The organism is Henriciella sp., from assembly GCF_029937755.1.
Lineage (GTDB): Bacteria > Pseudomonadota > Alphaproteobacteria > Caulobacterales > Hyphomonadaceae > Henriciella.
Window position 1 is genome coordinate 282,541 of sequence record NZ_JAPYPG010000004.1, and the last position, 13,636, is coordinate 296,176.

12 protein-coding genes are annotated in these 13,636 nt (G+C 62.5%); 9 read left to right on the forward strand and 3 right to left on the reverse strand.

All coding sequences use genetic code 11. The features are described 5' to 3' along the window. Nucleotides 1–31: 31 nt before the first annotated feature. Nucleotides 32–1,975: a gamma-glutamyltransferase family protein gene (locus Q1K29_RS11110; RefSeq protein ID WP_300394747.1), complete on the reverse strand. Its 1,944-nt coding sequence runs from the start codon at nt 1,973–1,975 to the stop codon at nt 32–34. A gap of 106 nt (nt 1,976–2,081) precedes the next feature. On the opposite strand from Q1K29_RS11110, the gene Q1K29_RS11115 reads away from it, so the two are divergent. The 5 genes from Q1K29_RS11115 (at nt 2,082) to recF (ending at nt 7,600) form a co-directional block, all read left to right on the forward strand. Next, nucleotides 2,082–2,858, forward strand: a complete 777-nt coding sequence (locus Q1K29_RS11115) for an enoyl-CoA hydratase (RefSeq protein ID WP_300394748.1) — start codon at nt 2,082–2,084, stop codon at nt 2,856–2,858. A 119-nt stretch (nt 2,859–2,977) separates the two neighbouring features. Further along, a complete protein-coding gene (gene rpsT, locus Q1K29_RS11120) occupies nt 2,978–3,241 on the forward strand; it encodes a 30S ribosomal protein S20 (RefSeq protein ID WP_300394749.1) in 264 nt (87 codons plus the stop codon). A 467-nt stretch (nt 3,242–3,708) separates the two neighbouring features. Continuing rightward, complete coding sequence (locus tag Q1K29_RS11125) at nt 3,709–5,178, forward strand: DnaA/Hda family protein (RefSeq protein ID WP_300394751.1); 1,470 nt, start codon at nt 3,709–3,711, stop codon at nt 5,176–5,178. Between the two features lie 184 nt (nt 5,179–5,362). After that, nucleotides 5,363–6,481 carry a DNA polymerase III subunit beta gene (gene dnaN / locus Q1K29_RS11130; RefSeq protein WP_300394753.1) on the forward strand — a complete coding sequence of 373 codons (1,119 nt, stop codon included), beginning with the start codon at nt 5,363–5,365 and terminating at the stop codon, nt 6,479–6,481. A gap of 9 nt (nt 6,482–6,490) precedes the next feature. Beyond that, nucleotides 6,491–7,600 carry a DNA replication/repair protein RecF gene (recF, locus tag Q1K29_RS11135; RefSeq protein WP_300394755.1) on the forward strand — a complete coding sequence of 370 codons (1,110 nt, stop codon included), beginning with the start codon at nt 6,491–6,493 and terminating at the stop codon, nt 7,598–7,600. Between the two features lie 241 nt (nt 7,601–7,841). Here the strand turns inward: recF and Q1K29_RS11140 are convergent, their stop codons facing one another. Both Q1K29_RS11140 and Q1K29_RS11145 read right to left on the reverse strand, forming a co-directional pair. Further along, nucleotides 7,842–9,215, reverse strand: coding sequence for a hypothetical protein (locus Q1K29_RS11140; RefSeq protein ID WP_300394757.1), 1,374 nt, complete (start codon nt 9,213–9,215; stop codon nt 7,842–7,844). Then, a complete protein-coding gene (locus Q1K29_RS11145; protein ID WP_300394759.1) occupies nt 9,212–9,625 on the reverse strand; it encodes a hypothetical protein in 414 nt (137 codons plus the stop codon). Before Q1K29_RS11145 ends, Q1K29_RS11140 begins: the two co-directional genes overlap by 4 nt. Before the next feature lie 143 nt (nt 9,626–9,768). Between Q1K29_RS11145 and Q1K29_RS11150 the strand changes: the two genes are divergently transcribed. The 4 genes from Q1K29_RS11150 to Q1K29_RS11165 all read left to right on the forward strand — a co-directional run bounded on the left by Q1K29_RS11150 (nt 9,769) and on the right by Q1K29_RS11165 (nt 13,631). After that, the gene (locus Q1K29_RS11150; protein WP_300394761.1) at nt 9,769–11,001 is read left to right on the forward strand and encodes a cytochrome P450; all 1,233 of its coding nucleotides are present in this window, start codon (nt 9,769–9,771) and stop codon (nt 10,999–11,001) included. 53 nt (nt 11,002–11,054) lie between these two features. Next, the gene (locus Q1K29_RS11155; RefSeq protein ID WP_300394762.1) at nt 11,055–11,882 is read left to right on the forward strand and encodes a methyltransferase domain-containing protein; all 828 of its coding nucleotides are present in this window, start codon (nt 11,055–11,057) and stop codon (nt 11,880–11,882) included. An 85-nt stretch (nt 11,883–11,967) separates the two neighbouring features. Continuing rightward, nucleotides 11,968–12,666, forward strand: coding sequence for a transporter substrate-binding domain-containing protein (locus Q1K29_RS11160; protein ID WP_300394764.1), 699 nt, complete (start codon nt 11,968–11,970; stop codon nt 12,664–12,666). Continuing rightward, on the forward strand, nt 12,663–13,631 hold the full coding sequence (locus tag Q1K29_RS11165) for a cation diffusion facilitator family transporter (RefSeq protein WP_300394766.1): 969 nt from the start codon (nt 12,663–12,665) through the stop codon (nt 13,629–13,631). The genes Q1K29_RS11160 and Q1K29_RS11165 overlap by 4 nt, the downstream gene beginning before the upstream one ends. Nucleotides 13,632–13,636 lie beyond the last annotated feature (5 nt).

Sequence of the window (13,636 nt, forward strand, 5' to 3'; positions counted from 1 at the left end):
AATCTTGCAATGCGCAATCAGTCGCTCGGGCCTAGTACCCGTCTGCCGAACCGTCCTTGCGCATCTCGGTTGCGGCGATCCAGGCGCCGGTCTCGAAGTCGCGCATGATCGCCTGATAGCCACCGCCATTGGCGTCGCAGCACTCGACCGTGTAGCCGCGCCGCTCAAGCTCGGCGCGGGTTGCCGGCGGGATGCCGCTTTCGAGGTGGACAACGCCCATCTCATTTTCGCAGGCTTCGTCGGAATAGTCGTCGGTCGGCTCACAGCCGCCCGTATGTTCCCAGCGCGCGGCATCGCCGGCTTCCTGCAGGCCCATGTCGAAATCGACGAGGTTGAGGATGATCTGGGTATGCCCCTGTGGCTGCATGCCCCCGCCCATCAGGCCGAAGCTCATCCATGGCTCGTATGGACAGGCCTGGTCGATCGGCTCGGCGCGGACCTGGCAGCCCGGCATATCCTTCTTGAAGGCAAAGGCCGGAATGATCGTATGGAACGGCCGCTTGCCCGGCTCGAAGACGTTCGGGTGCTCAGGGTCGAGCGAGAAGAGCTGGCCGCGATCCTGGAACATGAAGCCAAGACCATCGGCCACAAGACCGGAGCCCATGCCGCGATAGTTCGACTGGATCAGCGAGACCATCATGCCATCCTTGTCGGTCACGGTGAGATAGGTGGTGTCGCCGTCTTCCAGCTTGGCATCGGCGGCGAAATCCATCCCCGCCTCGACCGTTTTCATCGGCGTGTTGATGTCGATCAGCCTGGAGCGCTCGGCATTATATCCTTCGCGGATGAAGACGCTCGGGTCGATGCCGCTAAACGCCGGGTCGGCATAGCCCTTGGCCCGGTCGGCAAAGGCGAGGCGCTTGGCCTCGACCTGTGCGGCAATACTGTCGGATGAGCCATAGCCCATTTCGCGCAAGTCAAACCGCTCCAGCATCTGAAGCATCTGTAGCGCGGCCACGCCCTGCGTGTTCGGCGGCAGCTCGCAAACCTTCACCTCGTCGCGATAGGTCGCGCAAAGCGGCTCGACCCATTCACCTTCGTGCTCGGCGAAGTCCTCATAACGAAGGAAGCCGCCGATGCGCTTGAAATAGGCATCCATCGTTTCCGCAATCTCGCCTTTATAGAAAGCATCGCGGCCTTCATCGCCGATTGTCTCCAGCGTGTCTGCGAGATCGGGGTTCTTGAACAGAGTGCCTTCGCGCGGGGGCGGGGAGAAATAGGTCTCCTTCGCGTTCTCGTATTCCTCGAGCATGCCGCTCTCATAGGCGGGCTCATAACGCTTTGGGCCATAGCTCCAGTAATAGGCAATGACTTCCGGGATCGGGGCCCCTTCCCGGGCATATCTGACCGCCGGTGCCACCAGGTCGCTGACGGGTGTCTCGCCGAAGCGGTCATGCAGGGCGAACCAGCCATCGACGGTCCCCGGCACGGTCACAGGCGCTGTCCCGTAAGGCGGAATTTCCTCGCCATCCATGAATTCATCGGCCTTGGCCTGCATATCCTCGAGCGTGGCGCCCATGGGTGAACGGCCAGAGCCATTATAGCCGTACAGCTCCTGGGGCTCCGGGTCCCAGACGATGGCGAAGAGATCCCCGCCAATGCCATTGCCCGTCGGCTCGACGAGGCCGAGCATGGCGTTTGCCGCAATCGCCGCATCAACCGCATTGCCACCGGCCTTCATGACATCGAGTGCGGTCTGCGTGGCCAGCGGATGGGCCGTGGCGGCCGCCGCATTCGGCGCAACAACGGCAGAGCGTACTCCAATATCGCGGCCAGATGGCATCCGGTCGCCAGGCCCCGGCTCCACGGGGTCGGCAGCCACAGGCTGAGCCGCGCGCTGGTTAACGGTCTGCTGCGCTTCATCGAGCCTTTGCGGCTGCGCCTCGGCGGACGTCGACTTCACATAGACGCATCCAGACAGCAGCAATGCCGCCCCTGCGCCCATCAGTGTTGAGACTTTGATGCTGAATTCCATTGCTGGTCACTCCCTATCGACGCCGGGGCCTTATTCCCCTATGCCAACGCGGAAACTCGCGGCTCAGGCCGCAAAAGGCAAGCAAGGATCAGGAGCAGGGCACACCATGGCATACAAGACGTTGCTCACCGAAGTCGATGATGCGGTTGCGATTGTTACGCTTAACCGGCCTGACGCACTGAATGCGTTCAACAACGAGCTGATGGACGAACTGACCGAAGTGCTGGACCGCTTCGACGCCGATGCCTCCATCGGCTGCGTTGTCATTACCGGCTCCAAGAAAGCCTTCGCGGCGGGCGCCGATATCAAGGAAATGCGCGAGCAGTCCTATCTCGATGCCTATTATAAGGACTTCATCACCCGCAACTGGGAACGCGCCTCGAAGATGCGCAAGCCGACCATCGCTGCGGTCTCCGGCTATGCCCTTGGCGGCGGCTGCGAGCTGGCGATGATGTGCGACTTCATCCTGGCCGCCGAGAATGCAAAGTTCGGCCAGCCGGAAATCACCATCGGTGTTTCGCCCGGCGCCGGCGGCACACAGCGGCTGACCCGCTTTGCCGGCAAGTCCAAGGCGATGGAAATGTGCCTGACCGGGCGCATGATGGATGCCGCCGAAGCCGAGCGCTGTGGGCTGGTTTCCCGTGTCGTGCCAACCGACGACCTGCAGGACGAAGCCCGCTCGGTCGCGCGCAAGATCGCCTCCATGCCGCGTGCCGCGTCGATGATGACGAAAGAAATGGTCAACGCCGCCTATGAAACCACGCTCAGCCAGGGCGTCATGTTCGAGCGGCGCCTCTTCCATTCGCTGTTTGCGACCGAAGACCAGAAGGAAGGCATGGAAGCCTTCGTGGAGAAGCGCGAGCCGCACTTCAACAATCACTAGAACCCGGAACACACAAAAGGCGGCCTTTATACATATAGCGCCGCTGGTTCCGGTTGACGCCGCGGGGGCGTTTGGGTATGTCCGCCGCTTGCGTCCGACCGGACACTCAGGAGTTATTGATGGCGAATACCCGCTCAGCCAAGAAAATGGTGCGCAAGATCGCGCGCCGGACCGAAGTCAACACCGCACGCCGTTCGCGGATGCGCCGCTATATCCGCAAGGTCGAGGAAGCGATCGCATCGGGCGACCAGAAGGCCGCCACCGAAGCGCTGAAGACCGCGCAGCCGGAAATCATGCGCGCAGCCGGTAAGGGTGTCATTCACAAGAACACTTCTTCCCGCAAGATTTCTCGCCTCTCCGCGCGCGTGAAGGCGATGGGCTGAGGCCTTTCGGCAGCCGTCACAAAATTGCAAAAATGCAGAGCCCGCATGGCCTAGCCATGCGGGCTTTTTCGTGTTCTGCTCGCGTTACGAGCACGAAAATACACGGTCAAAAAAGGTCTAAAATTCACAGGCTTTTCACACCAAAAAAGTTGACAGAACATAGTGCAAACAAGACCGGTGTACGTAGCGTACCTTCATGATTCATCAGGCTTTGTGCAATTTTTTTCTGCCTGAATCATAAGCGTTTTTCCCCTGTCACAGGAGTTTCAAGATGGTTTATCACCTGTTCGGGAAAAAAGGACGGTAGACAGGCTGAGAAGGCCTGTGTTTTAGTAAATTCATCGACGGAAATTAGTCCCTGTACCGAGTAAAAAGTGGTGACGGATCTCAAAGATCCGAACAGGGTTCGTGTGTTCTGATCGGCAATAGGAGAGTGGAACAGAAAACACAGGAAAGGGGAAGTTCCTATGGGGCGCCAAGAAGAATCTGGCAATTGGGGTAAGAGTACGAACGAGAATGGTCAGGCAGCAAATGAGAGAAAGGATGCTCATCGCGGCCGGGAGATCTGGAACAGCGTGCTGAATGACACGCGGGTTCGCATTCCCGCTGAAGATTTCGACAAATGGATCGCGGACCTGCGGTTCGTCGCCGAAGTCGATGATGAAGTCCTGATCGCTGCCCGCGACCAGCTCGCCTTTGATCGCATCAACAGCAACCACCGCCCGCTCCTCAAACGGATCTGGCGGAAGGCCGACCCGAAAGGTCGCGCTCTGAAGATCTCCTGCTGGAAGGACATTCCGGCCAGCACACGTGATCTCGTCCAGAACCCCTGGGCGGTCGAGAAGAGCCAGGCCAAAACCACTGCGACAGCGGACACCAAAGACGGTACGTCCCGTACAGAGGGTGCGCCGGGCATGACCTTTGCCAATCTCGTCACCGGCGGCACCAACAAGCGCGCCGTGGGTCTCGCCCAGGAGATCGTCGAAGGCGGAAAGCGCGGTGCGGACGTGTCGCTCATCTATGGACGTCAGGGCACGGGCAAGACCCACATCCTGCGCGCCATTGAGAACGCTGTCCTGCATCTCGATGATGGACGGCGGGTGACCTACATGACGGCCGAGGAGTTCGTGACCGCCTATGTCGATGGGGCCATGGCCCGCGACACGCGCGATCTGAAGTCCTGGGTGCGTAACAACGACCTGCTGCTCATCGACGACCTGCAATGGATCGCCGGCAAGGCGAAGACGGATACGCACTTCTTCGCGACCATCCGCTCGGTCACCAAGGAAGGCGGACGCGTGGTCCTGACGGCCGATGAGGCCCCGGGCGACCTGAAAGGCTTCTCCGAGCGCATGCGGGGCGAGATCATGGGCGCGGCGGCCAGCGAAGTTGGCCTGCCGGACCAGGAGATGCGCCGCGAGATCGTTCGCCTGCATGCCGCCATGATCCGCGAGGACCAGCCGAACTTCGAGCTGTCGGAAGAGATGATCGACAAGATCGTTTCCACGGTTCGCGGCCCCGGACGGGAGCTTTGCGGCGTCCTGTGGAGCCTGCAGACCGAGACCGGCTATGGTGAGGATGAGCCTGACATGGACATGCTGGTCACCGTGCTGCGCCGCCAGCAGGGCGAGTACCAGCCGCCGTCGCTGGACAATATCAAGCGGGCGACCATGCGCGTCTTCGGCCTCTCCAAGCCCGAGATCGAGAGCGCCAACAAGTCCCGTTCGATCTGCCATCCACGTCAGATCGCCATGTATCTCTGCCGGGAAATGACCGACAAGTCGTATCCCCAGATCGCCGGCGCCTTCAAGAAGAAGGACCACACAACCGTCCTGCATGCCTGGCGCAAGGTGAGGAATGAAATGCAGAAGGATCCGGACATGATCCGCGACGTGGAACGCGTGCGTGAGACGGTGTTCGAGATCCAGGCCGAGTGAAACGGCTGATTTCCGCAGATTATAAGCCTCCATCGGCTTACGGGGGCTTGCAATTTGAGCGATTTTGACAAGGGTATCCGGCCCGCTTCTTTCGAGAGGCGGGCCGATTCGCATCTGGCGGAACGGTCACACAAGACAAGGACTGGGCGGCAGTGAACGACCGCCCCGACAAATGGGCTGATTGATGAAGCTGACGATCGAGAGAAGTGACCTTTTGAATGCGCTGTCCCACGTGCAGAACGTGGTCGAGCGGCGCAATACGATCCCGATCCTCTCCAACGTCCTGATAGAGGCCAAGGGACCGGAAGTGACCTTTGTCGCCACCGATCTCGACATCGAGGCCGTCGACAGCGCCGACGCCCAGGTGTCCAGCGAAGGCGCGATCACCGCGCCGGCGGGCACCCTGTTCGATGTGGTCCGCAAGCTGCCCGCCGGCTCGGATGTCGAGCTTGAGCTCAACCCGGAAAACCGCCGCCTGTCGATCCGCTCGGGCCGGTCGCAATTTGCCCTGCCGACCCTGCCGGCAACCGACTTCCAGACGATGACGGGCGATGACAGCGCCGTAAAGTTCGATGTCGATGCCGGCGAGCTGCGGCGCCTGATCGACAAGACGCGCTTTGCAATCTCGACCGAGGAGACGCGCTACTACCTGAACGGTGTGTACCTGCATGTCGCCGATGGCGAAGGCGGCAAGGTGCTGCGCGCCGTGGCCACCGATGGCCACCGGCTGGCGCTTGCCGACAGCCCGGCCCCAAAAGATTCCGATGGCCTCGACGGCGTGATCGTGCCCCGCAAGGCTATCGCCGAGGTCCGCCGCCTGATCGACCAGGTCGATGGCGACGTCTCCATTGCGGTCTCCGATACCAAGATCGTCTTCCGCGCCGGGCGTGCCGTGCTGACCTCGAAACTAATCGACGGCTCTTTCCCGGACTATGCGCGCGTCATCCCGAAGGGCAATGAGAAGCGCCTTGTCATCGATAACAAGTCATTCGAGGCCGCCGTGGACCGCGTCTCGACCGTATCAGCCGAACGCTCGCGGTCGGTGAAGCTCTCCATCGAACCCGGCAAGGTCATCCTCGCGGTGAACTCCGCCGAAACCGGCCAGGGCCATGAAGAGATCGAATGCGACTATAGCGAGGACGCGATGGAGATCGGCTTCAACGCGAAATACCTGCTCGACGTCACCGCGCAGATCGAGGCCGAGGACGCCGAATTCCTCCTCAACGATCCCGCCTCTCCGGCGCTGATCCTCGATCCGGGCGATGCCGCCTGCCGCTATGTGCTGATGCCGCTTCGGGTGTAAGCGGGGGCGATGACCGGCCTTACCCGCCTGCGCCTCAAGGACTTCCGCAATTACGAGACGCTGTCGCTTGATCTCGATGGGCGGCATGTCTGCCTTTACGGGCCGAATGGTGCGGGCAAGACCAACCTGCTTGAAGCGGTCTCGCAACTCGGTCCCGGCCGGGGCCTGCGCAGTGCGACGCTGGCCGACCTTGCCCGTCATGACACTGACAGCGGCTGGACCATCTCCGCCACGGTCGATGAGCGGCGCATCGGTGTTGGCCTCGAGACAGACGGCACAAGCTCCAAGCGTATCGTCCGCATCGATGGCGCGCCGGGCCAGGCGTCCGATCTTGCCGAACTCATCCGGATCGTGTGGCTGACGCCGGCCATGGACGGCGTTTTCCGTGGCGGCGCGTCGGAGCGGCGGCGCTTCTTCGACCGGCAGGTGATGGCGCATGTGCCCTCGCACGGGACAGCCGCCGCTCGCTATGAGCGCGCCATGCGTGAGCGCAATGCGCTGCTCGAACGCGGCCATGTCGACCCGGCCTGGGCGGATGCCATCGAGACGCGCATGGCCGAAGCCGGCGCCGAAATCGCCATCAATCGCGCGAGCGTACTGGACGCCCTGCAGGCCGCCGTGGATGCGCGACCGGACGGCTACTTCCCGAAGGGCGACCTGACGCTTGACGGCGAGGCTGAAAAGGCGGCCATAGCGGGCAACGACTTCAAGAGTATTTTCGAGGAGCTCGCCGAAGCCTACCGTATGGGCCGCCGCCGCGACATGGCCGCCGGGCGCACCCTGTCCGGCCCCCATCGCACTGACCTTGCCGTCATTCATCGTCCGACCGGCATGCCGGCTGGCGATGCCTCGACCGGCCAACAGAAGGCGCTGCTCATCGGCCTGATCCTCGCTTCGGCGTCCGCGCTGGCGAAGGATGGCGACGGCCCCTCGCCTATCCTCCTGCTCGATGAAGCCGCCGCGCACCTGGATGCAGACCGGCGCGCGGCCCTCTTCGACGAACTGTGCGACCTCGGCGGCCAGGCCTGGCTCACGGGGACGGAAAGCTTCCTCTTCGAAGCCTTCGGCGACCGGGCCCAGCGGTTCGAGGTCAGGGATGCCGGCGTGACGGAGGCCTGACCCTCAGGCCAGCGCCGCAATCCCCTCCAGTGTGCGCAAGGTTTCCCCGTCCAGCTCCAGTCACGACGTTTCGCAACTGACTCGACCCGAAGTTTGAGGCCGGTACGCTTCAGCCGGTCCTTCAGGGTTTCTGGCCGGACTTCGACGGGCCAAACCTCTACTATTCCAGCCGGTTCGTGCCGGCGCCCCTGCGCGCTTTCATCGACTTCATCCGGGCCGGAAAAGGCCCCCCGGCCCAAGCCTAGGTCGCCCCACCCGCATCGGCGTCGCAATGGCGTGACAGTTCATCGACGGTCTGGCTGTATTTCGAGGGCAACAGGCGTTTCAGTTCCGGCCGGTCGATCTGGTTGCATTCCATCAGGCCGAGGACGAGGCGGGTGTCGTTCTGGATGGTCTGCATTTCGCGGATCTCGTTGCGCGGCGCGTCCGCACTTTTCAACGCCTTCTCGTTCTCCATCGCCGCAATGTGGCGCACCGTCAGGTTCCAGGCGAGCGGCAGGATATTGTCGATCCGTCCGGTATGCTCCAGCGCCGCCTGCCAGTCCTCGTCGAGGATATGGATGAAGCCGATATTCTCTTCAGTGTAGGCGACCCCCACCGACGTCGCGCCACGCTCGCCACGGATGCGGGCAGCCTCACGAAGCTCCGACATCGCTTCCTGCAAGGCGCTCTCGGAATCCTCGCCTTGCGGAAGCTCCTCGCTCGCGACAAGCGCCACCAGCGTCGTTCCGACCCCGTGATGGGCAAGCTGGGCATGCAGCAGCGTTTCCTCGAAACCGCCACCTTCCAGCATGGTCGCCGCCTTGGAGAAAGCCTGATAGGCGGTCAGCGCATCGCCGCGCTTGCGCAGGCACTGGCCTTTCCAGAGCAGCAGCATCGGCGCTTCGAGACCGCGCGCCGAAGCCTGGTTCACATAGTCGACCACGGTCGAGCAGCCCCGGTTCCAGCCGAGCGAATTGTCGTTGGCCGCGCGGTACTCCAACGCGGCGAGCCCGGCGGCGCCACGAGCCTGATCTTGCAGTGCATCGCTGTCCTGGTAGAGGCTCGTCAGAGCGCCGCGAACGGCCTCCTGGTTCTGTCCGCCCCAGTCTTCCAGCGCCGCCTGCAGCAGAAGCCGCTGCGCCGGGTCAAGCAGTTCGCCGTCCGCCCCGTCGGCGCGCAGGACAATCGAGACGACTTGCGACGTTACCTCGTTGAGCAGAATGCCGAGAAAATGCTTCTGCGCCAGCTCCAGCGCATTTTCCTTGTAGCTGGCGACCTGTGTCACGCTGTCGGCCCGCTGGATCTCTCGCGCCAGTTCAGCCTGACGGCGGGCGGCCTCGTTCTCCTCGCGGATGGCAACGATAGCGGCCTGTGTGGACTCCCGCTGGCGGCCGGCCTCACCCGCGACGATGCGGAGATTCATCTCGTTGAGGCGAGTCTGTTCGGCATATTGCTGCTTCAGCCCGGACAGCTGCATGTAGAAATAGATCACGCTGCCTGCGACGATCACGGCGGCCATGCCGATGATCGCGGCAAGCGCCGTCATCAGGAAGCGGAAGCTCTGCTGTTCTTCGCGCAGCTCCGCGAGGAGGTCGGCGGAGGTGATCTGCTGCTCGCTCGTCGTCTCGCTCATACCGGTATCCTTACGCGCGCAAAGCGTCTCGGGCGAGCCGCCTCGTCGTCATCCTGCCAGACCTGATCGCCAAACAGCGGCTCAAGCAGGATCTTCATGGCCGTATCCGTGTCATTCTCGCGGATGAAGGCTTCCGCAATCATCAACTTGATCCGCATCTGACGGAAGCGCCACATACGCAGCGCTGCGCCGATGGCCGTCATCATGAAGAAGTTCGTCGCCCCCAGCATCCGCTCGGGATAGCTGGAGAAAAGCTCTGCCCCCACAGGCAGTGGATACTTGCCGGTCAGGGTGGAAATGAAGGTCGCAAAGCAGGTGAGCGTCGCCAGAATGGCAAGCACGAGGATGTAGCGCGAAAGCCTCGCTCTTTCCTTTATCTGCGCTCGGTGACGCCCGATGAGACGGTTCATGGTCCCCATGGTTAACAGGAATCGGCGCTTCACCCGCGGAAGTCAATTCAATTCGGTCCGGGCTGGGCTGACCTTGCGCGACCCCACGCCAATCCGGGCAAGGTGCGTTATACTTCCCGCAACAAAAAGAATGGGAGGAAGCGATGGCCGACGACATGAAGCAGGGGGAGATGCCACAAAGCATCTTGGAGGTCTCCGCCTTTGATCCGCAAGGACGAAGCGATCCGCACACACCCCTCAAGGCTTTGCGCGAGGGGTGCCCGGTCATGCGGGACGAGATCGCGAAGACATGGTTCCTGACCCGCTATGGGGATATCCGCGAGACGGTGAACGACCGGTCCTATGTGCGCTTGCCGATCAAGGCGGAGGAAGGCTCGCTCGCCCGCCGTTTCGTGGACGAGCAGAGCGGAGAGCTGGAGCAGCCCTCGATCCTCTTCCTTGACGATCCGGACCATTCACGCATCCGACTGCCACTCGCCAAGGCCTTCTATTCGCGCATCCAGAAGATGAAACCCGAGATCGAGGCGATCATCGATGACATCATCGATGCAGCCCCTGCCAACGGGCGGTTCGACCTGATGAGCGAGATCGCCGTGCCGATCCCGGTCCTGGTGATCGCGCGTATCCTTGGTGTCGACGAGAGCCGGCTGGCCGAATTCCGCGACTGGTCGGAAGGCGTGATCCTGTCGCTCAATCCAGTGTGCACCGAAGAAGAGACAGAGCGCCTCGCCCGCTCTGCCGACGCGTTGAACGCCTATTTCGACGAACTGCTCACCGCCCGCCGGAAAGCGCCGCAGGATGATCTCGTCAGCGACATGGCCGCGCTGCAGGCCTCCGGGGAGGCCGACATCAGCGACGATGAACTTCGCCGCAATCTCGAAGCGCTCCTCGTCGGCGGAAACCTCACCACGACAGACCTGATCGGCAATGGCGTGTGGCTGTTCCTCACCCATCCCGACCAGCTCGACGCGCTGAAGGCCGATCCGGCACTGGCCGGGCAAGCGGTGGAAGAAGTGCTCCGTTACGAGGCGCCCGTCTCGGCGACGTCGCGCATCTCGCCGGATGACCGCGAGATTGGCGGCTGCCCGGTCAAGGCGCGCCAGACCGTGTTCTGTTCGCTGGCCTCAGCCAATCGCGATGCAGCCGTCTTCGGCCAGCCAGACCGGTTCGACATCACGGTGAAGCGTCCCTCGCATGTCGCATTTGGGGGCGGTCCGCATATCTGCATCGGCGCGCCACTCGCCCGGATGGAAGCGCGGCATGTCTTCCAGAAGCTGTTTGCGCGCTACCCTGAGATGACGCTTGCAGACGCCCCGCTTGAGTGGCGCACCCTGCCCTTTTTCCGTGGCCTTGAGACATTGGCCGTTGAGGTCTAAACCCTAGCCCGCCGGACCCGTTTCCGGCGGGTGATGAGGAGGCAAGGCCGGGCATGAGCGGACCCGTCAGCGACCACTACAACCGGCCAGATCTGCTGACGCGTATCGAAAAGGCGCTGGGCGAAATGGAACTCTGCCCGGAAACCGTCACCCTCGATGCCCTTGCGCCGGTTGAGGAATTCCATGTCGGCGGCCGCATGGCCACGGACTTGCTATTGCCCGAGCTCGAAATCCGGGAAGAAGAGCACGCGCTGGACGTCGGTTGCGGCACAGGCGGCACGTCGCGCCACGCCGCGCATCGCTATGGCTGCCATGTTGACGGGATCGACCTGACCGGAAACTTCATCGAGACCGGCAAGGCCATTACCTCATGGGTAAAGCTCGGCAGCCTGGTCCAGCTGCATCACGAAAGCGCGCTCGATATGCCATTCAAGGATGAGCTTTTCGACGTCGCCTGGATGTTTCATGTCGGCATGAACATCGAAACCAAGCGCGAGCTCTTCGCCGAGGTCTTTCGCGTGCTCAAGCCCGGCGGGCGCTTCCTCGTCTATGACATCATGCGCGGGGAGGACGAGACCACACCGCTGACCTTCCCCGTCCCGTGGGCCGGTGACCCGTCGACAAGCTTTGTGCGGTCTGCCGACCGCTATGAGGAGCATCTGGAAGCCGCCGGTTTCGCCATATCGAAGACTGAAGCGCGCCATGACATTGCCAGCCGCTTCTTCGAACATCTCGACCGGCAGGCAGGCCAACCCTCCTCACCGATGAGCCTCGCCATGGTCATGGGCGAAACGGCGAAGGAAAAGAGCGCGAACCTGCGCGCCAACTACGAAGCCGGCCGGATCGTTCCCACGGCCATCCTCTGCCGCAAACCAGCCTGATCAGGCTCAAGCCGGGGCCGCATCCTCGCGCCCCAGGCCCGGAACGCGTCGCGATGGTGAGCGTTTGGCGAGCATGATGACAGGCATGATCGGACGAAGTCTGCTGCCGCTTCTGGTGGCTGGCAGTTTGGCGGCCTGCTCCCGCTACCCGGCGGATGTCCGCGGGTCGCTCGAACAGGCCAGGCAGGGCGCGCTGGAAGTCGGGGTCGCCGATGCGCCGCCATGGATCGAATGGAATGATGGCGATCCGACCGGTGTCGAAGCCGACCTCATCCGTGCCTTCGCCGAAGCGGAAGATCTCGAGATAGAATGGCTGCAGCGCGACGAAGAAACGCTGATGCACGCGCTGGAAGCAGGCGACCTGCACATCGTCGCCGCAGGGCTGACAAAAAAGACCCCGTGGAAGAAACATGTCAGCCTGTCGGAGCCCGTCTCCGCCTGTAAATCCTATATCGGCGTCCCCGTTTCGGGCGTTCCAACGCTAAGCGATGCCGACATCAAGGATCTGACGGTCCGCGTCGAGCGTGCGACCGAATTTCCGAAACTCGTCGAGAAACGCGGCGCGAGCGTCGAACGGGTGAACGACCTGACTGACGGCACGGCCCCTGCGGCGGCGGAGGAATACCGCCTTGCCGAGCTAGGCCTGACCCCGGTGGGAGACAAGCTCAGCAAGACCACCCACGTCCTCGCCATTCCGCATGGCGAGAACGCGCTCTATGCCGCGCTGACCCGGTCCCTGCCGGCCAATCCCGGCTGCCTTCCTCTTCAGGAGGCCCGCCCATGAGACTGGCCCAGCAATACGAATATCCCGAAAGCCTGCAGGATGATCGCAAGAAGGCGATCTGGCTCGAGCGCATCACCTTCCTCTACCTGCTCAGCGTCGTGGGCGTGATGTACCTCGTCATGGGCGCCTCGCAGGCGATGAAGGCGGCCTGGCTGGAAGACTCGCTCAGCCTTATCCCGCCGCTGTCCTTCCTGATCGCGATCCGGCTGGTGAGCAAGGCGCCATCCAAGACCTTCCCATTCGGCTTTCATCGCGCCTCTTCGATCGCCTATCTCGCAAGCTCGCTCGCGCTTTTCCTGATGGGCGCCTATCTGATGTACGACTCCTCGATGGCGCTCATCAAACAGGAGAAGCCGACCATCCCGACCGTGCACATGTTCGGCGCCACAGTCTGGATGGGCTGGATCATGATCGGCGTCCTTGTCTATTCCGGCCTGCCCGCCGCCATTCTCGGGCGGATGAAACTGCCGCTCGCGCGCAAGCTGAATGACAAGGCGCTCTATGCCGATGCGGCGATGAATTCAGCCGACTGGCAGACGGCTTCAGCCGCGATTGTCGGCATTATCGGCATCGGGTTCGGCTTCTGGTGGGCGGACGCGGTGGCGGCGCTTTTCATCTCGTTCAGCATCATCAATGACGGCTTCTCCAACCTGAAGGATTCCGGCGCCCAGCTGCTCGACCGCACGCCGGAGCCGCTCGGCACGAATGGCGAAAAACTGCGCCAGGCGATCTGCGACCGGCTGAACGAGCTGGACTGGGTGGACAGGTCGGATGTGAGGCTGCGTGAAGTCGGGCACCTCGTCTTCGGCGATGCCTTCCTCACCATGACCGGCGATAAACGCCCGAGCACGGCGCAGATCGAGGAAGCCGAGCGCATCGTGCGCGATACCGACTGGCGGGTCGGCGATGTGTCCATATCCATTGGCCATTCCGGACATTCACCAAACTCCGAGGCCGGCCTCTAGCGCAG

Coding starts and splice junctions, on each gene's coding strand:
- Q1K29_RS11115 (WP_300394748.1), top strand. CDS start 2,082: ATGGCATACAAGACGTTGCTCACCGAAGTCGATGATGCGGTTGCGATT.
- Q1K29_RS11155 (WP_300394762.1), top strand. CDS start 11,055: ATGAGCGGACCCGTCAGCGACCACTACAACCGGCCAGATCTGCTGACG.
- dnaN (WP_300394753.1), top strand. CDS start 5,363: ATGAAGCTGACGATCGAGAGAAGTGACCTTTTGAATGCGCTGTCCCAC.
- Q1K29_RS11150 (WP_300394761.1), top strand. CDS start 9,769: ATGGCCGACGACATGAAGCAGGGGGAGATGCCACAAAGCATCTTGGAG.
- Q1K29_RS11140 (WP_300394757.1), bottom strand. CDS start 9,215: ATGAGCGAGACGACGAGCGAGCAGCAGATCACCTCCGCCGACCTCCTC.
- Q1K29_RS11160 (WP_300394764.1), top strand. CDS start 11,968: ATGATCGGACGAAGTCTGCTGCCGCTTCTGGTGGCTGGCAGTTTGGCG.
- recF (WP_300394755.1), top strand. CDS start 6,491: ATGACCGGCCTTACCCGCCTGCGCCTCAAGGACTTCCGCAATTACGAG.
- Q1K29_RS11110 (WP_300394747.1), bottom strand. CDS start 1,975: ATGGAATTCAGCATCAAAGTCTCAACACTGATGGGCGCAGGGGCGGCA.
- Q1K29_RS11165 (WP_300394766.1), top strand. CDS start 12,663: ATGAGACTGGCCCAGCAATACGAATATCCCGAAAGCCTGCAGGATGAT.
- Q1K29_RS11145 (WP_300394759.1), bottom strand. CDS start 9,625: ATGAACCGTCTCATCGGGCGTCACCGAGCGCAGATAAAGGAAAGAGCG.
- Q1K29_RS11125 (WP_300394751.1), top strand. CDS start 3,709: ATGGGGCGCCAAGAAGAATCTGGCAATTGGGGTAAGAGTACGAACGAG.
- rpsT (WP_300394749.1), top strand. CDS start 2,978: ATGGCGAATACCCGCTCAGCCAAGAAAATGGTGCGCAAGATCGCGCGC.